Below are 13740 nucleotides of genomic sequence, written 5' to 3' on the forward strand. Positions count from 1 at the left end.
CCGGCCGCCACCCCCGTGGAAGGCCCAGGTTGCTCAGGGGGAACAGGGCCGGACGCCGGCGCTCGCCGGGGGGCGAGCCTCCGCGATGAGGCGCACCTCCTCGGGCAGGCCGCTCACGTACACATCCCCGCTGTCCTCCCGAGCCTCCAGATCGACCCGGGCACCCGCGAGCGGAAATCCGGAGATGCGCAGCTCCCCGAACCCCTTGGGCAGCACCGGCGCGATCCACACCTTGCCGTACGGCACCCACGGATCGACGCGCAGCAGGAGCCGCAGGAGCTGGATCGGGGTCGCCGAGGCCCACGCCTGTGGCGAGCACGAGGTCGGGTAGGGCACCGGCACGTCGAACTCCGTCCTGTCGAACCCGCAGAAGAGCTCGGGGAGCCGGTCGCCGAAGGCCTGGGCGGCGTCGAGCAGGCCGGTGGCGACGCGCTGGGCCTCCTCCACGAATCCGTAGCGCATGAGCCCGGACGCCACGAGCGCGCTGTCGTGCGGCCAGACCGACCCGTTGTGATAGCTCATCGGGTTGTAGGCCCCCATGTCGGAGGCGAGGGTGCGGATGCCGAAGCCGGTGAACATCCGGGGCGACATCAGGTGCTCGGCCACGGCCGCGGCCTTGTCGCGGTCGACGATCCCCGACCACAGGCAGTGGCCCATGTTGGAGGCGAGCGCGTCGATCGGGCGGCCCTCGTGGTCGAGCCCGACCGCGAAGTAGCCGCGGTGGGGCAGCCAGAACCGTTCGTTGAACCGGGCGCGCAGCTCGGCGGCCCGTTCCCGGTAGCGCCGCTCGGTCTCGGTGTCGCCCGCCTCCTGCGCGAAGTAGTGGCGGGCGATGCAGGCCGCGTAGACGTACCCCTGCACCTCGGCCAGGGCGATGGGCGGCCGCGCGATCGTGCCGTCGGCGAAGTTGATGCCGTCGAAGGAGTCCTTCCAGCCCTGGTTGAACAGGCCCTGGTCGGTCTTCCGCTGATACCACAGGAACCCGTCACGCATGCCGTACCGCTCCATCCACTCCAGTGCGGCGTCCGCGTGCGGGAGCAGCCGCTTCACCGCCGCCCGGTGCAGGCCCCAGCGGCGCAGCTCGCCGAGGAGGATGACGAACAGCGGGCTGGAGTCGACCGAGCCGTAGTAGGCGTGCCCGCCGGCCGACGTGTCGTCCTGCCGGGCGCCGTAGCGCAGCTCGTGCATGATCTTCCCGGGCTCCTCCTCGGTCAACGGATCGATCTTGGTGCCCTGCAGGGCGGCCAGCCGGCCGAGCGTGCCGTGCGCCAGTTCGGGGTCGAGCGGCAGGGCCATCCACGAGGTGAGCAGCGAGTCGCGGCCGAACAGCGTCATGAACCAGGGGGCCCCGGCCGCGACGGTGGGCGGCAGCTCGGGATGCTCGGGATCGAACAACCGCAGCGCGCCGAGGTCGTTGTGGGACTGGCGCAGGATTCCCGCCAGAGCGATGTTGGTCGTCATCACCTTGGGCAGGCGTTTGTCCCACTCGAACAGCTGTCCCGCCCGCCGGGCCAGCGCGGGCGACAGCCGCTTCTCGGAATACCACGGCGCGGTCTCGACCCCGTCGATGATCGGGTTGGCCTGCAGGCAGGCCGTCCACTCGCCGCGCGGCGGCACCACCACGCGGAAGACGAGCAGGCGCGGGTTGACCACCGGTAGCACCGGGGTGCCGTCGGCCTTGGCGGCCACCCGCACCCCCCTGCCCTTGCTGACCGAGAACATCCGCAGCGATCGCTCCTCCGCCGCGGTCGTCACGTCGGCCACCCAGTGCACCCGGTGGGTCTTCACCTCGAACAGGTCGCACACGTCGGAGCCGATGTGCAGGGTCACCATGCAGCCGGCCGGCTCGTGGGACATGTTGCGGATGGTGAGGTCCTCCGACAGCCCGCCGCCGACGTACCGGTCGCGCACGACCAGCAGCGTGCTCTCCGCCTGCCCCGGCCGCGGCGCGGCCCGGCCGACGAAGGTCGCGTGGTACGGCTCGCCGGCCACGACCTGGAGCTCCTCGATCGGGCCGTCGTCGACGCGCAGTTCCCAGTGGGACAGCAACCGGGTGTCGGCGTAGTAGATCCCATGCGCCGACCCGGGCAGGATGTCGCCGTTGCGGGCCGACACGCAGAACGATCCCCCGGCCACGAGCGTCATGGCGCCTCCGCCGATGGCGCTGGGCTGCCCCTCGAACGTCCACCCGCTCGTCATGCCGATCACCCCGGCCCCGGTCCCTCGGTCCCGACGGTTGCCCTCATACCCGGAGATAGAGCCGGTTTTCGCCAAATTTGCAGTCTTATGTCCGTGTTGACCGGTCCCCAGGCTCGCCTCTCATCCCGTTTACCCGCCCATGACCTGGCGTTTCCTACTCTTCCCGCATGCACAGGTGGGTGAGCTCCGAGGGGCACGAGGTGGACCCGGTCGTCATCGAGGGCCGCCTGCTGCTGCGCGTACGGCACCTCGGCTACCACGTCGGCTACTGCGCCTCCGTCGCGGAGGTGGCGGCCCACGTCGATCTCGCCGACCTGGTGGAGGTCGTCGACCTGGGCTGCGCCGCCAGGGCCCGCGGACAAGGATGAGGGGTGAGCCGGCCAGGCTCACCCCTCCGTCGTGTGCCACCGCGTCACCTCACCGCGGCGCGTGCGCTCAGTCCCAGCCCGGCATGTTCCAGAAGTCGCCGGCGGCGGCCGCCTTGGGCTGCGCCTTGGCCTTGGCCTTGGCCTTGGGCTTGGCCTTGACGGCGGGCTTCGCCTTGCCGGCCTTCGGCATCCCCCACCCCTGGAGCGGCCGCGCCCAGGCGCCGGCGTCCTCGTCGTCGGCCTGCTTGCTCGGCGGCTTGCCCGCGAAGTCGTTGCCGGACAGCTTGGTGTACGTCGGCTGGTTGGACGTCGGGTTGAGGAAGATGTCCTGCGGCGAGCGCTGGCTGTTGTTCTTGCCGGTGGCGGGCATCGTGAACATGGAGCCCGGCTGCGAGCCGTCCGCCTGGTTCCCGTTCATCGGGCCACCGGCGGGCCTGCCGCCCACGACCGGGACGCCGGCCAGCGGGCTGCCCCCGGCGGGACCTCCGGCCGACTGCGTGCCGGCCGGCCGGCTGTTGGCCGTGCCGCCGCCGGGCGCCTGCCTGCCGGTCGTCGGACCCTGGGCGCTCTGGCCGTTCGCCATCGGACCGTTCGCCCGGTTGTCGGACTCGTCCGCCGGGAACGGGCCGACCTTCGCGCCCTTGTCCAGGATGTCCAGGGCCTTGGACGCGACGAAGTCGGGCTCCTCCGGGTGGTTCATCGCCATCGCGGCGATCTGCTTGCCGGGCGACATCGGCTCCTTGGCGGACAGCGGAGCCGGGTCCGCCGGTGCGGGGCCCGACAGGAGAGCCGCGGCGAGTACGGCAGTACATAGAGGCATGAGAATTTCCCCCGAAATCTGATGGACGCTACGAGAACGAAGGTAAGCGCACGTTGCCGGGCCATCACGGACCCGACGCTCAGTGTCCGGTCAAATAAGAGGATCAGCCGCTTCAGGACATAGGCCCCAGGCCACGCCTGCGCGCCGAGTGCGGAAACACCATCGTGCGGACTCAAGGGCGAATGCCTATAAAAGCCCGATATAGGCCGAGAGAGGGCGTACATGCTTCTCGCTGAAGCGCCGGAACCGGGCGACGGGCGCATCCTCGCGGCGAACAGAACGGGGGTGAGCCGCGAGCGGCTCACCCCCGTGAAGGCTGTCTCAGGACGACGGCCGGTTACCTCGGCATGAGGACCTTGTCGACCTGGTAGACAGTGGCGTTGCTCGTCGCGATGTTCCCGCAGGTCACAGTGGCGTCGTTGACCTTGAGGCTGGAGTCTGACCCCGAGACGGTGAGTTTGCGGCCCTCGAGGGAGGTCAGCTCGCCGTGCATGTCCGCCGGCGCCTTGCGTCCCTTGACCACGTGGTAGGCCAGCAGTCCCCTGAGCGACTTGCGGTTCGACATCAGCTGGTCGAGCTGGCTCTTCGGAATCTTGTTGAACGCGTCGTTCGTGGGCGCGAACACCGTGATGTCCTGCGCGGAGTTGAGCGTCTCGGCCAGCCCGGCCTTCTTCACCACGCGCGCCAGCGTGGACAGGGACGGGATGTCGGACAGCGCGGTGCCGACCGGCACCTTGGCCAGCTCGGCGGGGCTGCCCTTGCCCGAGGCCGGGAGCGTGGAGCAACCCGCCCCGACGGGCGAACCGGAGACCGACGGTGACGGGGTCGCGGAGGGGCTCTCGCTCGCCTCGGCGCTGGGGGTCTCGCTGGTCATGTCCGTGGCGGTCTCGTTGGCCGCGACCGGAGCCGCGGGGTTGCCGCCGCCCTGGCTACCGCAGGCCGCGGACATCGAGAGCGCCGCGGTCAGGGCGGCAAGGGCGAGCAGACGGGTATTCATGATCGTGCTTCCTTAGTCGTGGAAAGGTCGTTGCTGGGTGGCGGGTCAGGTGCGTGATGAGACACGGAACGGACGCACCGATCGGTCCTGGGACCGGACGCGGTGCCGGGCGTGCCACCCGCACGACCACCCGCGCCTTTTCGACCCCTGAGGACGGCGACACCGGAAGAGCCCGCCACACCGGCTCAGGACCGGTGTGGCGGGCCGTTCAGACGGGCCGGTCACACGGGCCTCTTCCATCAGGCCGTCTGGGGCGGGCTCATCAGTCGCGCGGCCGCTGATGCTGGCGGGGCCGGGCGATCGTCTTCTGGCGGGTCGTCTTCTGCGGCGCCGTCTTCTGCTCCCCCCTTGACTGCGGGTAGGACCTGGTTGACTGGACCCCCTGCACCGGGCGGAAGGTGAACGGCTGCGGCGCCTGCCCGGATTCGCCGGAAGCGGAGACGGGCTGGAAGAAGACGTCGCGTGTCTTGGGATCGATCACCGGAACGAACCTGGTCTCGGTCTCCGCCCCGGCCGGCCTGTCGCCCGCTCTGTCGCTCGCCGTCGCGGCGGGCCGTCCGGTGTCCGTGCCCGGCCTGGTGGACGCGCCGGAGGCTCCCGGCCCGCTCGCCCCGGCCGGCGATTCGGGAGCGGCGGCGCTGTCGTCGCGCCTGCCGTCCGTCCCGCTGGGAGCCATCCATGGCGGCGCCTGGGGGAAGGCGAACGGAAACTCCCCGGCCTGCGGCGCCATCCCGGGCAGCGACGCGAGTTGCGGCCGGCCCGTGGACGACGGCGCGGCATTGTTGCTGTTCGTGGCGGCCCTCGTCCCGGGCGGGGCCGGGTCCGGCGGCACGGCGGCCGGCCCGGAGAGCAGGGCGGCGGCCAGTACGGCTGTACAGAGAGGCATGAGACTCCCCCGAGGTCATGGATGGTACGAGCACGACGGTAAGCGCCGCGCCGGGGAGTGATCACGCATCCGACGACCAATGTCCGGTCAAGCATGATGATCGGGAGCTTCACCCGCAAAGATCCCATCGCGCGCCCGCAAGCGGCCTCCGTGCGCCGCCGGAGGACGCCCTCGCGCTCGCTCTTGTCCGTCGACGACGCCGTGCCGTACCGGCTGGGGGCCACCGCCGAGGAGCGGGACGGGCTCAGTCCGGCAGCCTGACCTCGATCGGCACCACGATCGGCGGGTGCGCGGGCGGGTGCGGCACGGGCCGACGCTCGAAGTAGTGCTCCAGGGCACTCCGCAGCCGGTCGAGCGCCTCGTCGACCGAGTGCCCCTCGCAGGCCACCTCGACCTGGACGCACCGTGCGCAGTACAGGCCACCGTCCTCGGGAGTGACGGTCGCGGTCAGCCGCACGGTCCGTCCCATGCTCTCACCGTGCGCGGCAGCGGACCGGGGTAATCCCGGCGCGCGGGCAACAGTGCGGAGATTCCCCACTCGGCCGCCTCCGTCTCGCACGCGCTTCGTGCCGGAATTTTGCCTGAAGGGAGGCATGCCCGCGTCCCGCGGGGAGGACGGCGCGTTTCCCCGGGTAGGGCCGTGCGCATGGGAGAGAAAGACAAGAAGGAAGAGCCGTCGGTGGGCGACGAGGTCACCTGGAAGAGCCACGGCGGCGAGGCGGTCGGCAAGGTCGAAAAGAAGATCACCGAGCGCACGGAGGAGGCGGGCCGCACCGTGGCCGCCTCACCCGAGGACCCGCAGTTCCTCGTGCGCAGCGAGAAGAGCGGCGGGACGGCGGTGCACAAGCCGTCGGCCCTGCACCCGAAGGAGTGACGCGACCGCCGGCACCGCCCAGGGGCGACTCCGGATCGCCGGAGCCGCCCCGGGCGAGGCGTATTTCGCACGGATGCTTCAGAGGATCGCGCGCCGCGGCTACATCCCTGCTAATCCCCGGGCATCACGGTGAAGGTGAACCCGGCGCTCGTCGGACGGCGTAGCGGAATGTCGCACTTGATCCGGCGCAGCACCTCGTTCCTGCTGAGGCCGAGCCCCTGCGCGATGAGCCGCTCCGGGCGCACCGGCACCGGATCCTCGAAGACGACCTCCATCTGGACCGGCCACGCCTCGTCGAGCCATGCCGACGGGGTGTCCAGCCGCCAGGCCCCCGTCCAGTCCAGAGTGAAGCGGTTGCGCCGGGCGAGCAGCGGATCCAACAGCCTGGACGCCACCAGCTCCGGATCGTTGGCGTGGTAGCCGTCGAGCTCGGCCAGATCGAAGGATCCGGCCGGCGCTCGCTCGTGCACGGTGAGCTTGCTCGTCCGGCCGCAGGACACGCAGCGGACCAGCAGCCACACGTCCAGCAGCTTGCCGTTGGCGTTGACGCGGAACCTGCCCTCGCCGGTGGTGGCCGACTCCGACCGACAGTCCACGCAGCGCAGCGACAGCAGAGGCAGCCTGGTCCGGCGGACGACCCAGGGCAGCACAGTATGAGGTTGTGAAGACATGATCTCTCTAGGCCTGACACGAGGCCGATCGCGCGCGGCCTCAAACGCTGTATGACCGGGCGCACACGGGCAGCCCGGCAGAGCCGACGGCAGGGTCGGCTTGAAGGTGAGCGGAAGAAGGTGTCAGGTCTAAAGAGCAGGCGGGGTCACGCGCTTTTGTCCTCTGTCCTCACTGCGACGGGGCCGCAGGCACCATACGGGAACCGGGAGGAAGGCTCAAACGGTTTTCCACCGGCGCGCCACCGGTTATCGGACGACCGGCCAAGCCTCCCTCGACCTCAGCGCCGGATAATTCCGCGCCGGAGTTCTGCCGTATTCCGGCCACCCCCAACTGGGGAGCCACGACCCGCTGGAGTAGGGCCCTCCGCGCAGGGGCGGCAGCGCGGGCGCGCGCCGGGGGTCGCGCCCGCCGTGCCTGGCGCTAGTTCAGCGTCTTCCTCCAGTGGAAGCCGCCGGGCAGGTTCACGGTGAGGGTGCGCCGGCCGTCCGCCGTCTTGGTGACGCGGAAGGCGCGTCCGCCGAAGCTGTGCCCGACGCCGCCGCGCGAGAGGTTGAGCCTGAACGGTCCCATCTTGATCGATTTTCGGTAGCTCCAGCCCATGGTCCCTCCATGATTTTCCGTGCCCCTGCGACTACCCAGGAAGACGATCAGCACACCGGCCGGCCGGATCATCGCTGTTTACGACCGTGCCGCTGGGTATGGCCCGAGAGGCGATGGGCTTTTCGGCTGTCAGGAAAGCGATCCGATCGCCCTCCGGGCGCCGGGGCTCACGGACCCGACCACATCGGCGGAGTCTCCGCCTCCTCACGGAGACGTCCGCACGAGACCGGAAGGAGCGATGCCATGGGACACGCCGGAGTGATGCTGGAGACCTATCCCGCCGACCTCGGCGGCGTGGACAGGCAGGTGCTCGCCAACTGCATCGAGGCCTGCTTCGACTGCGCGCAGACCTGTACGGCCTGCGCGGACGCCTGCCTGAGCGAGCACGCGGTGGCGGAACTCGTCCGCTGCATCCGCACCAACCTCGACTGCGCCGACGTCTGCGCGACAACGGGCCGGGTGCTGTCGCGGCACACGGGCTACGATGCCAACCTGACACGGGCCCAGCTTGAGGCGTGCGCGCAGGCGTGCCGCAGTTGCGGTGACGAGTGCGGCCTGCACGCCCACGTGCACGAGCACTGCCGGGTCTGCGCCGAGGCGTGCCGGCGCTGCGCCCAGGCCTGCAACGAGTTGCTGGCCGCGCTCGGCTGAGCGTGGCCGCCCCCGCGGCGCGGCCTCGCCCGCATCGGCAGTACGCATGATTGCCGGTGCGATGACATGGCCGCGAGAGGGACCGTGTAAAAACGGTGCCTATGGCAAAGGAAGCGGACGAGGAGCCGACCGGCGACGACCTGGAGGCCGTCACCACCGCCGTGCTCACCGCCTCGCGCGTGCTCGTCTCGATATCGGCGCGGTCCCTCGCCGCCGCGGAGGACAGGGTGACCCTGCCGCAGTTCCGCATGTTGCTGGTGGTCGGACAGGGCGAGACCAAGCTGGTGACGCTGGCGGACAAGCTCGGCGTGAATCCGTCGACCGCCATGCGCATGGCCGGCCGCCTCGCCGTCGCCGGACTGGTGAAGCGTGAGGTGAATCCCCAGAACCGGCGGGAGACGCTGCTGCGACTGACCGACAACGGACGGCGGATCGTGGACGAGGTCACCGCCCGGCGCAAGGAGGAGATCGCCGCGATCCTCACGCGCATGCCGGCGTCGCAGCGGCAGGCCCTCATCATCGCCATGCGGGAGTTCAACGACGCGGCGGGCGAACCGCCCGCCCGCATCGCCTTTCCGCTCGGCTGGCCCGGCCCGTCCTCCTGATCCCTGCGTCACCCGGCTTCTCACCGCGCACACAGCGGCCGAGGCGACGGCGCTGTCGGGCCGCCACGTCGACGGCCTGCCCCGGGAGATGGGCGGGCCTCGCCTCGCGTCCGCGTGCGGGGCCCGCGCGCCCTCGTGGGACCACCGCGGGCCGGCGGGCGGTGAGGATTCGGCAGCGGATTCAGCAGCCGGAGGCGGCGCAGGCCCCGGGGATGAGCCCGGGGGCTCCGTCGGCGCCCGACGGCACCTCGCCCTGGTCCTGGCCGCCACCGCCCTTCGAGGCGCCGCCCGTCTTGCCCGACGAGCCGGTTCCGGCCCGGTCCACGCCGGCGTTCTTTCCACCGGAGGAGGAGCCGCCGCCCGAGGAGCCGGAGGCGGTGTCCGCGCCGCCCCCGCCGGGGGCCTGTGCTCCGCCGGAGCCGTCCCCGCCGGACCCGATCGCGCCCCGATCCCCTGAGCCCTGATCCGCCGCGCCCTCCGCGTCCTGTCCGCCCTCCGCGGCGGAACCGGCGGCGTCGTCCTGGGCGGGGGCCGCCGACTGCCGCGCGCCGCCCGCGGCGGGCGGGTCCGCGGGGCCCGAGCCGCCGCGGAGCGCGAAGCCCGCTCCCCCGGCGGCCAGCACGGCCACCAGGGCCGCGGCGGCGATGACGACCGGCTTCCTGTTCTTCGTCGTGCGGGGCGGCTCCTCCTGGCTGGAGAGGATCTCCTGCGGGAACCGATCATCCTGGCTCGTCTGTGACGGGACGCGCCCTTGCATGTGAGACAACTCCCAGCGGTCGTTTCGGGGGAAACCTCCACGGCTTCCGCGGGTGGCTAGCCACCCTAACCCCACTAGTGACCAAATTTCACATTGACGGCTAAACAATCATGAATCTCCACAGCGCCCCGACCTGCAGTCCCGCGACAAGTCCCCCGAGCGTGCTCATTCTTGAGCAAACAAGGAGTAAAGACCCTCGGTAGCATCCCACTGCCACTCCGGCTTCCCGCCCAGATCAGCGCGTGGGAGACCGAGACCCCGTCCGGCCGGTCACCCGTCAAGCTGAGCGCCGTACAGCGAAGGAAGAACCGATGACGGACGCCCGCCTTGCCTTTCCCGTGACGGAACGGGCCTGCCCGTTCGATCCGCCGCGGGAGTACGCCAGGCTCCGGCTCGAACGGCCGGTCAGCCGGGTCGACCTGCCCAGCGGCCAGTGGGCGTGGCTGCTCACCCGGCACCAGGACGTGCGGGCAGTGCTCGACGATCCCCGCTTCAGCTCGGACATGAGCCGGCCCGGGTTTCCCAACCTCTACGCCAAGCCCGTGGAGCCCGTGCTCAAGGGCACGTTCATCCGCATGGACGGCGAGGAGCACGCCCACTACCGGCGCATGCTGACCGGGGAGTTCTCGGTGAAGCGGGTGGAGGCCATGCGCCCGGCCGTCGAGGCGGTCGTGGACGGCTGTCTCGACCGCATCGAGGCGGCCGGCTCCCCGGCCGAGCTGGTGCGCGATCTGGCGCTGCCGGTGCCCTCCCGGGTCATCTGCGGGATGCTCGGCGTCCCTCACGACGACCACGCCACCTTCGGCGGATACCTGCAGACGCTGTTCGACGCCAAGAGCGACCGCGAGCAGATCGGCGCCGCGAAGACCGGCCTCGCGGCCTACCTCGACCGGCTCGTGGCCGACAAGGAGCGCGAGCCCGGCGACGACCTGATCAGCCGCCTCGTGACCGAGCAGGTCCTCCCCGGACGGCTGAGCAGGCAGGAGCTGATCACGATCTCCTGGATGCTGCTCGCCGCGGGCCACGAGACGACCGCCCACATGATCGGCCTGGGGGTGCTGACCCTCCTGGAGCATCCGGAGCAGCTCGCGGCGGCCACGGCCGACCCGAAGCTGATGGCGGGCGCCGTGGAGGAGCTGCTGCGGCACCAGACCGTCATGCAGCTCGGCATGACCCGGGTGGCCGTGGCCGACGCCGAGGTCGGCGGGCAGCTCATCCGGGCCGGCGAGGGCGTCATCGCCCTCCTCGCGATGGCCAACCGCGACGGCGAGGTCTTCCCCGACCCCGACAGGTTCGACATCCGCCGCGGCGCACGCAACCACGTCGCCTTCGGGTACGGCCCGCACCAGTGCCTCGGGCACACGCTCGCCCGGCTGGAGCTGCAGGTCGCGTTCACCCGGCTGTTCGAGCGCTTCCCGGGCCTGCGCCTGGCCACCCCGGTCGAGCGGATCCCCTTCCGCTACGACGCGATCGTGTACGGCGTGCAGGAGCTCCCCGTCACCTGGTGACAGGGGGCCGCGCGCCCGCAGGATGAGATCGGACGAGCCGGTCCCGATACGACGGGACGGCCGAGGAGGAAGCATGCGTGTCAGCGTCGACACCGGCCGATGTTGCGGGGCGGGGACGTGCGTCCTCGTCGCGCCCGGCGTCTTCGACCAGACCGACGACGAGGGCACGGTCGTCCTGGTGGACCCGTGCCCTCCGCGGGAGTTGTGGAACGACGTGCGGGAGGCGGCGGTCGCGTGTCCCCGCAGCGCCATCGACGTCGACGACGAGGAATGAGGGGCAGGGCCTTCCCTGCCCCTCATCGCGTCTGGGACGCGCCGGCTCGGCGCCTGCGACCACCTCTGAACTCCGACCAGCCCATATATGCAGGGACATTACAGGCGATAAGCGTACTTTTCACATTAAGCATGCTTCGCTTAAAATCTAGGCGGATCATGAGGCGTTCACGTCATTGGGGGGTGTATGCGTCGGGCATCCGGCTCTTTACAGGTTGGCGAGCGGCTTCGCGCCCTCTGTTATACCGCTTCCGATCACACATCTGTCGTCAGGCTCAACCGCAACGAGCACTTATACATCTGCGGTGAGCAGGCGAGTCATCTGTACATCATCATCAGCGGCCGGCTGAAGACCGTCAGCGTCTCGCGCTCCGGCAAGGAGTGCCTGCTGGGCATCCACACCCACGGCGACCTGCTGGGCGAGTCGTGCCTGCTGGGCGGCAGGCGGGGCGAGACGGTGACCGCGATGACCCCGGCCACCCTGCGCAAGATCCCCCGGGCGAACTTCCTGTCCGCGCTGGCGGACGACGGCCTGCTCGAGGACTTCCTGTGCTACCTGGCCCATCGCCTGACCGAGCAGCAGCAGGTGATCACCAGCCTGGTCACGGCGGACAGCGAGGAGCGCCTGGCGCACACGCTGCTGCGCCTGGCCCGCAAACTGGGCACCCCCAAGGCCGGGAAGCTCTGCATCAACGACAAGATCACCCAGGAGGAGCTGTCGGGCATGGTGGGCACCACCCGCTCCCGGGTGGGCTACTTCCTCAAGCGCTTCCGCGACAGCGGGCTGATCGAGACCCGGCCGGACGCCTTCCTGGCGGTGGACGAGGAACGGCTGGGCGACTACATGGAAGCGATTTCCTGAAATTTAAACGAACGTCGTTCGGGAAAACAGGACGGCCGGGGCGGTTTTCCGCGCCCGGCCGTCGGCCTTTTTCTCGGGTGAACGATTTCGAATGTTGAGGAATACGGCTTCTCATCGGGGGTAGAACCGTGTCCTTTTGACCGGCAGGCCCCGCCCACGATCATGCGGGCGCGCGGAACACCACGCTTCCGTTGAATCCGCCGAAGCCGAAGCCGTTCGAGAGGGCGACCTCGATGTCGGCGCGGACCCCGACGGTGGCCGGCGCGAACCGGAGACCGGGGTCGGCGGGGTGCTCGAGGCCCGGGTTGGGGTGGACGAACCCGCCCCGCATCTGCACGACGGTCGCCACCGCCTCGACCACCCCCGCCGCCGCCAGGCAGTGGCCGGTGAGGGCCTTGGTGGAGTTCACCCAGGCCCCGCCCGCCGCCTCGCCGAGCACCCGCCGCAGCGCCTCCGCCTCCGCCGCGTCTCCCAGTGGGGCTCCGGTGCCGTGCGCGTTCACGTACGACACGTCGCCCGGGGAGACGCCGGCCCGCCTCATCGCCCGGGTCATCGTGGCCGCCTCGGCCTTGCCGTCGGGCTCGGTAAGGCTGCTCGCGGCCAGCCGCAGGTCCCATCCGGCCAGCTCGGCGAGCACCTCGGCGCCCCGCGCCCGCGCGGACCGCCGCGACTCCAGCACCACGCACGCGGCTCCCTGGCCGTACGCGAAGCCGCCGTGCGTCTCGTCGAAGGGCGGTCCCGCAGGCTCTGGGGCCATCGCGCCGACGTTGAGCAGGGCCCGCTCCTCGACGGCGGACAGGTCGGTGAGGGCGCCGACGACGAGGCACACGTCGGCCTCTCCGGTGGCGACGAGGCGGGCGCCGTGCACGAGGCCGGCGTTGCCGCTCGCCGAGGCCGCGCCCACGGTGCAGCCCTCCCCCGTGATCCCGAGCAGCTGACTGATCGTGCCGACGTGGTCGGTGTCGAGCAGCCGCAGCGCCGCACGCGGGGGAAGGTGGGCGGGCCGGTTCGCGTACCGGTCGTGCAGGTCCGTCAGGTGCCGCCCGGTCAGGTTGCTCCCGGCGACCACGAGCCCCACCCGGTCGCCCGGCACGGCGCCGATGTGCAGGCCCGCCCCGATCCACGCCTCGGCCGCCACGCCGACGGCGGCGCGCAGCGGCAGCGGGGCCCGCCGGGTGAGCCGCTCGGCGGAGCGCCGCAGGCCGTCGGGCGCGCCCTCGGGCAGGACGGGCAGCGCCTCGCGCACCTCCTCGTCCAGCAGGGCGGCCGGAGGGCCGCCGTCCGGGCGTGGGCGCACGCCCCGCCGTCCCTCCCGCAGCGCCCGCTCGAACGCGCCGGCGTCGCCCGCGATCGCACAGACCACGCCGACGCCCGTGACGGTCACCGTCTCCATCGGAGCGCCTCCATCAGAGGGTGCCGGTCACGCGTGTTTCCGCAGCAGTTCGACGAGCTCCCCGACCGGCGCGCCCTGGCGGAACTCCGACAGCGGCACCTCGATCGCGAGCTCCTCCATCACCGCGGTGACGATGTCGGCCCGGTCCACGCTGTTGCAGCCGAGGTCGGCGAGGCTGCGGTCGGGCGTGATCTCAGCCGGATCGATCTCCGGGACCACCGCCACCGTCTGCCGCCGGATCGACTCGAGGATCGCGACGTCGTCCATGCACCCCT

At 71.1% G+C, this 13740-nt stretch carries 17 protein-coding genes; 7 read left to right on the top strand and 10 right to left on the bottom strand.

Annotated elements, in window-relative coordinates; all coding sequences use genetic code 11:
* Positions 1 to 33 precede the first annotated feature (33 nt).
* A complete protein-coding gene (locus IL992_RS32705; protein WP_193207182.1) occupies positions 34 to 2199 on the bottom strand; it encodes an amylo-alpha-1,6-glucosidase in 2166 nt (721 codons plus the stop codon).
* A 167-nt stretch (positions 2200 to 2366) separates the two neighbouring features.
* On the opposite strand from IL992_RS32705, the gene IL992_RS32710 reads away from it, so the two are divergent.
* A complete protein-coding gene (locus IL992_RS32710; protein WP_193207183.1) occupies positions 2367 to 2567 on the top strand; it encodes a transposase in 201 nt (66 codons plus the stop codon).
* Between the two features lie 67 nt (positions 2568 to 2634).
* Here IL992_RS32710 and IL992_RS32715 read toward each other — a convergent pair whose 3' ends face one another.
* The 4 genes from IL992_RS32715 to IL992_RS32730 form a co-directional block, all read right to left on the bottom strand.
* Positions 2635 to 3387: a hypothetical protein gene (locus IL992_RS32715; protein ID WP_193207184.1), complete on the bottom strand. Its 753-nt coding sequence runs from the start codon at positions 3385 to 3387 to the stop codon at positions 2635 to 2637.
* A 337-nt stretch (positions 3388 to 3724) separates the two neighbouring features.
* Positions 3725 to 4384, bottom strand: coding sequence for a fasciclin domain-containing protein (locus IL992_RS32720; RefSeq protein WP_193207185.1), 660 nt, complete (start codon positions 4382 to 4384; stop codon positions 3725 to 3727).
* Between the two features lie 262 nt (positions 4385 to 4646).
* Positions 4647 to 5270 (bottom strand): chromosomal replication initiator protein DnaA, encoded by a 624-nt coding sequence (locus tag IL992_RS32725; protein ID WP_193207186.1) that lies wholly within the window; start codon positions 5268 to 5270, stop codon positions 4647 to 4649.
* Between the two features lie 244 nt (positions 5271 to 5514).
* The gene (locus IL992_RS32730) at positions 5515 to 5739 is read right to left on the bottom strand and encodes a type II toxin-antitoxin system HicB family antitoxin (RefSeq protein ID WP_193207187.1); all 225 of its coding nucleotides are present in this window, start codon (positions 5737 to 5739) and stop codon (positions 5515 to 5517) included.
* Positions 5740 to 5916: 177 nt separating this feature from the next.
* Between IL992_RS32730 and IL992_RS32735 the strand changes: the two genes are divergently transcribed.
* Positions 5917 to 6144, top strand: a complete 228-nt coding sequence (locus IL992_RS32735) for a hypervirulence associated TUDOR domain-containing protein (protein ID WP_142562483.1) — start codon at positions 5917 to 5919, stop codon at positions 6142 to 6144.
* 110 nt (positions 6145 to 6254) lie between these two features.
* Here the strand turns inward: IL992_RS32735 and IL992_RS32740 are convergent, their stop codons facing one another.
* Complete coding sequence (locus IL992_RS32740; RefSeq protein WP_319018974.1) at positions 6255 to 6794, bottom strand: DUF1062 domain-containing protein; 540 nt, start codon at positions 6792 to 6794, stop codon at positions 6255 to 6257.
* A 442-nt stretch (positions 6795 to 7236) separates the two neighbouring features.
* Positions 7237 to 7416, bottom strand: a complete 180-nt coding sequence (locus tag IL992_RS32745; protein WP_193207189.1) for a DUF4236 domain-containing protein — start codon at positions 7414 to 7416, stop codon at positions 7237 to 7239.
* A 243-nt stretch (positions 7417 to 7659) separates the two neighbouring features.
* Here IL992_RS32745 and IL992_RS32750 point away from each other — a divergent pair, with 243 nt between their 5' ends.
* Positions 7660 to 8067 carry a four-helix bundle copper-binding protein gene (locus IL992_RS32750; protein ID WP_193207190.1) on the top strand — a complete coding sequence of 136 codons (408 nt, stop codon included), beginning with the start codon at positions 7660 to 7662 and terminating at the stop codon, positions 8065 to 8067.
* A 101-nt stretch (positions 8068 to 8168) separates the two neighbouring features.
* Entirely contained in the window at positions 8169 to 8672 is a 504-nt protein-coding gene (locus IL992_RS32755) for a MarR family winged helix-turn-helix transcriptional regulator (RefSeq protein WP_193207191.1), read from the top strand.
* Positions 8673 to 8853: 181 nt separating this feature from the next.
* On the opposite strand, the gene IL992_RS32760 is transcribed toward IL992_RS32755, so the two are convergent.
* Entirely contained in the window at positions 8854 to 9429 is a 576-nt protein-coding gene (locus IL992_RS32760; protein ID WP_193207192.1) for a hypothetical protein, read from the bottom strand.
* A gap of 311 nt (positions 9430 to 9740) precedes the next feature.
* On the opposite strand from IL992_RS32760, the gene IL992_RS32765 reads away from it, so the two are divergent.
* The 3 genes from IL992_RS32765 to IL992_RS32775 all read left to right on the top strand — a co-directional run bounded on the left by IL992_RS32765 (position 9741) and on the right by IL992_RS32775 (position 12072).
* The gene (locus IL992_RS32765; RefSeq protein ID WP_193207193.1) at positions 9741 to 10937 is read left to right on the top strand and encodes a cytochrome P450; all 1197 of its coding nucleotides are present in this window, start codon (positions 9741 to 9743) and stop codon (positions 10935 to 10937) included.
* A 73-nt stretch (positions 10938 to 11010) separates the two neighbouring features.
* The gene (locus IL992_RS32770) at positions 11011 to 11211 is read left to right on the top strand and encodes a ferredoxin (RefSeq protein WP_193207194.1); all 201 of its coding nucleotides are present in this window, start codon (positions 11011 to 11013) and stop codon (positions 11209 to 11211) included.
* A gap of 186 nt (positions 11212 to 11397) precedes the next feature.
* Positions 11398 to 12072, top strand: coding sequence for a Crp/Fnr family transcriptional regulator (locus IL992_RS32775; RefSeq protein WP_193207195.1), 675 nt, complete (start codon positions 11398 to 11400; stop codon positions 12070 to 12072).
* Positions 12073 to 12232: 160 nt separating this feature from the next.
* Here IL992_RS32775 and IL992_RS32780 read toward each other — a convergent pair whose 3' ends face one another.
* On the bottom strand, positions 12233 to 13465 hold the full coding sequence (locus IL992_RS32780; RefSeq protein WP_193207196.1) for a beta-ketoacyl synthase N-terminal-like domain-containing protein: 1233 nt from the start codon (positions 13463 to 13465) through the stop codon (positions 12233 to 12235).
* A 27-nt stretch (positions 13466 to 13492) separates the two neighbouring features.
* Positions 13493 to 13732, bottom strand: coding sequence for a phosphopantetheine-binding protein (locus IL992_RS32785; protein ID WP_193207197.1), 240 nt, complete (start codon positions 13730 to 13732; stop codon positions 13493 to 13495).
* Positions 13733 to 13740: the final 8 nt, after the last annotated feature.

The sequence above is a fragment of the Microbispora sitophila genome, from assembly GCF_014892245.1.
Classification (GTDB): Bacteria; Actinomycetota; Actinomycetes; order Streptosporangiales; family Streptosporangiaceae; genus Microbispora; species Microbispora siamensis.

What these genes read in the sequence shown, in the direction of transcription:
- IL992_RS32705 (WP_193207182.1), bottom strand. Translation starts at nt 2,199, where the DNA reads ATGACGAGCGGGTGGACGTTCGAGGGGCAGCCCAGCGCCATCGGCGGA.
- IL992_RS32710 (WP_193207183.1), top strand. Translation starts at nt 2,367, where the DNA reads ATGCACAGGTGGGTGAGCTCCGAGGGGCACGAGGTGGACCCGGTCGTC.
- IL992_RS32715 (WP_193207184.1), bottom strand. Translation starts at nt 3,387, where the DNA reads ATGCCTCTATGTACTGCCGTACTCGCCGCGGCTCTCCTGTCGGGCCCC.
- IL992_RS32720 (WP_193207185.1), bottom strand. Translation starts at nt 4,384, where the DNA reads ATGAATACCCGTCTGCTCGCCCTTGCCGCCCTGACCGCGGCGCTCTCG.
- IL992_RS32725 (WP_193207186.1), bottom strand. Translation starts at nt 5,270, where the DNA reads ATGCCTCTCTGTACAGCCGTACTGGCCGCCGCCCTGCTCTCCGGGCCG.
- IL992_RS32730 (WP_193207187.1), bottom strand. Translation starts at nt 5,739, where the DNA reads ATGGGACGGACCGTGCGGCTGACCGCGACCGTCACTCCCGAGGACGGT.
- IL992_RS32735 (WP_142562483.1), top strand. Translation starts at nt 5,917, where the DNA reads ATGGGAGAGAAAGACAAGAAGGAAGAGCCGTCGGTGGGCGACGAGGTC.
- IL992_RS32745 (WP_193207189.1), bottom strand. Translation starts at nt 7,416, where the DNA reads ATGGGCTGGAGCTACCGAAAATCGATCAAGATGGGACCGTTCAGGCTC.
- IL992_RS32750 (WP_193207190.1), top strand. Translation starts at nt 7,660, where the DNA reads ATGGGACACGCCGGAGTGATGCTGGAGACCTATCCCGCCGACCTCGGC.
- IL992_RS32755 (WP_193207191.1), top strand. Translation starts at nt 8,169, where the DNA reads ATGGCAAAGGAAGCGGACGAGGAGCCGACCGGCGACGACCTGGAGGCC.
- IL992_RS32760 (WP_193207192.1), bottom strand. Translation starts at nt 9,429, where the DNA reads ATGCAAGGGCGCGTCCCGTCACAGACGAGCCAGGATGATCGGTTCCCG.
- IL992_RS32765 (WP_193207193.1), top strand. Translation starts at nt 9,741, where the DNA reads ATGACGGACGCCCGCCTTGCCTTTCCCGTGACGGAACGGGCCTGCCCG.
- IL992_RS32770 (WP_193207194.1), top strand. Translation starts at nt 11,011, where the DNA reads ATGCGTGTCAGCGTCGACACCGGCCGATGTTGCGGGGCGGGGACGTGC.
- IL992_RS32775 (WP_193207195.1), top strand. Translation starts at nt 11,398, where the DNA reads ATGCGTCGGGCATCCGGCTCTTTACAGGTTGGCGAGCGGCTTCGCGCC.
- IL992_RS32780 (WP_193207196.1), bottom strand. Translation starts at nt 13,465, where the DNA reads ATGGAGACGGTGACCGTCACGGGCGTCGGCGTGGTCTGTGCGATCGCG.
- IL992_RS32785 (WP_193207197.1), bottom strand. Translation starts at nt 13,732, where the DNA reads ATGGACGACGTCGCGATCCTCGAGTCGATCCGGCGGCAGACGGTGGCG.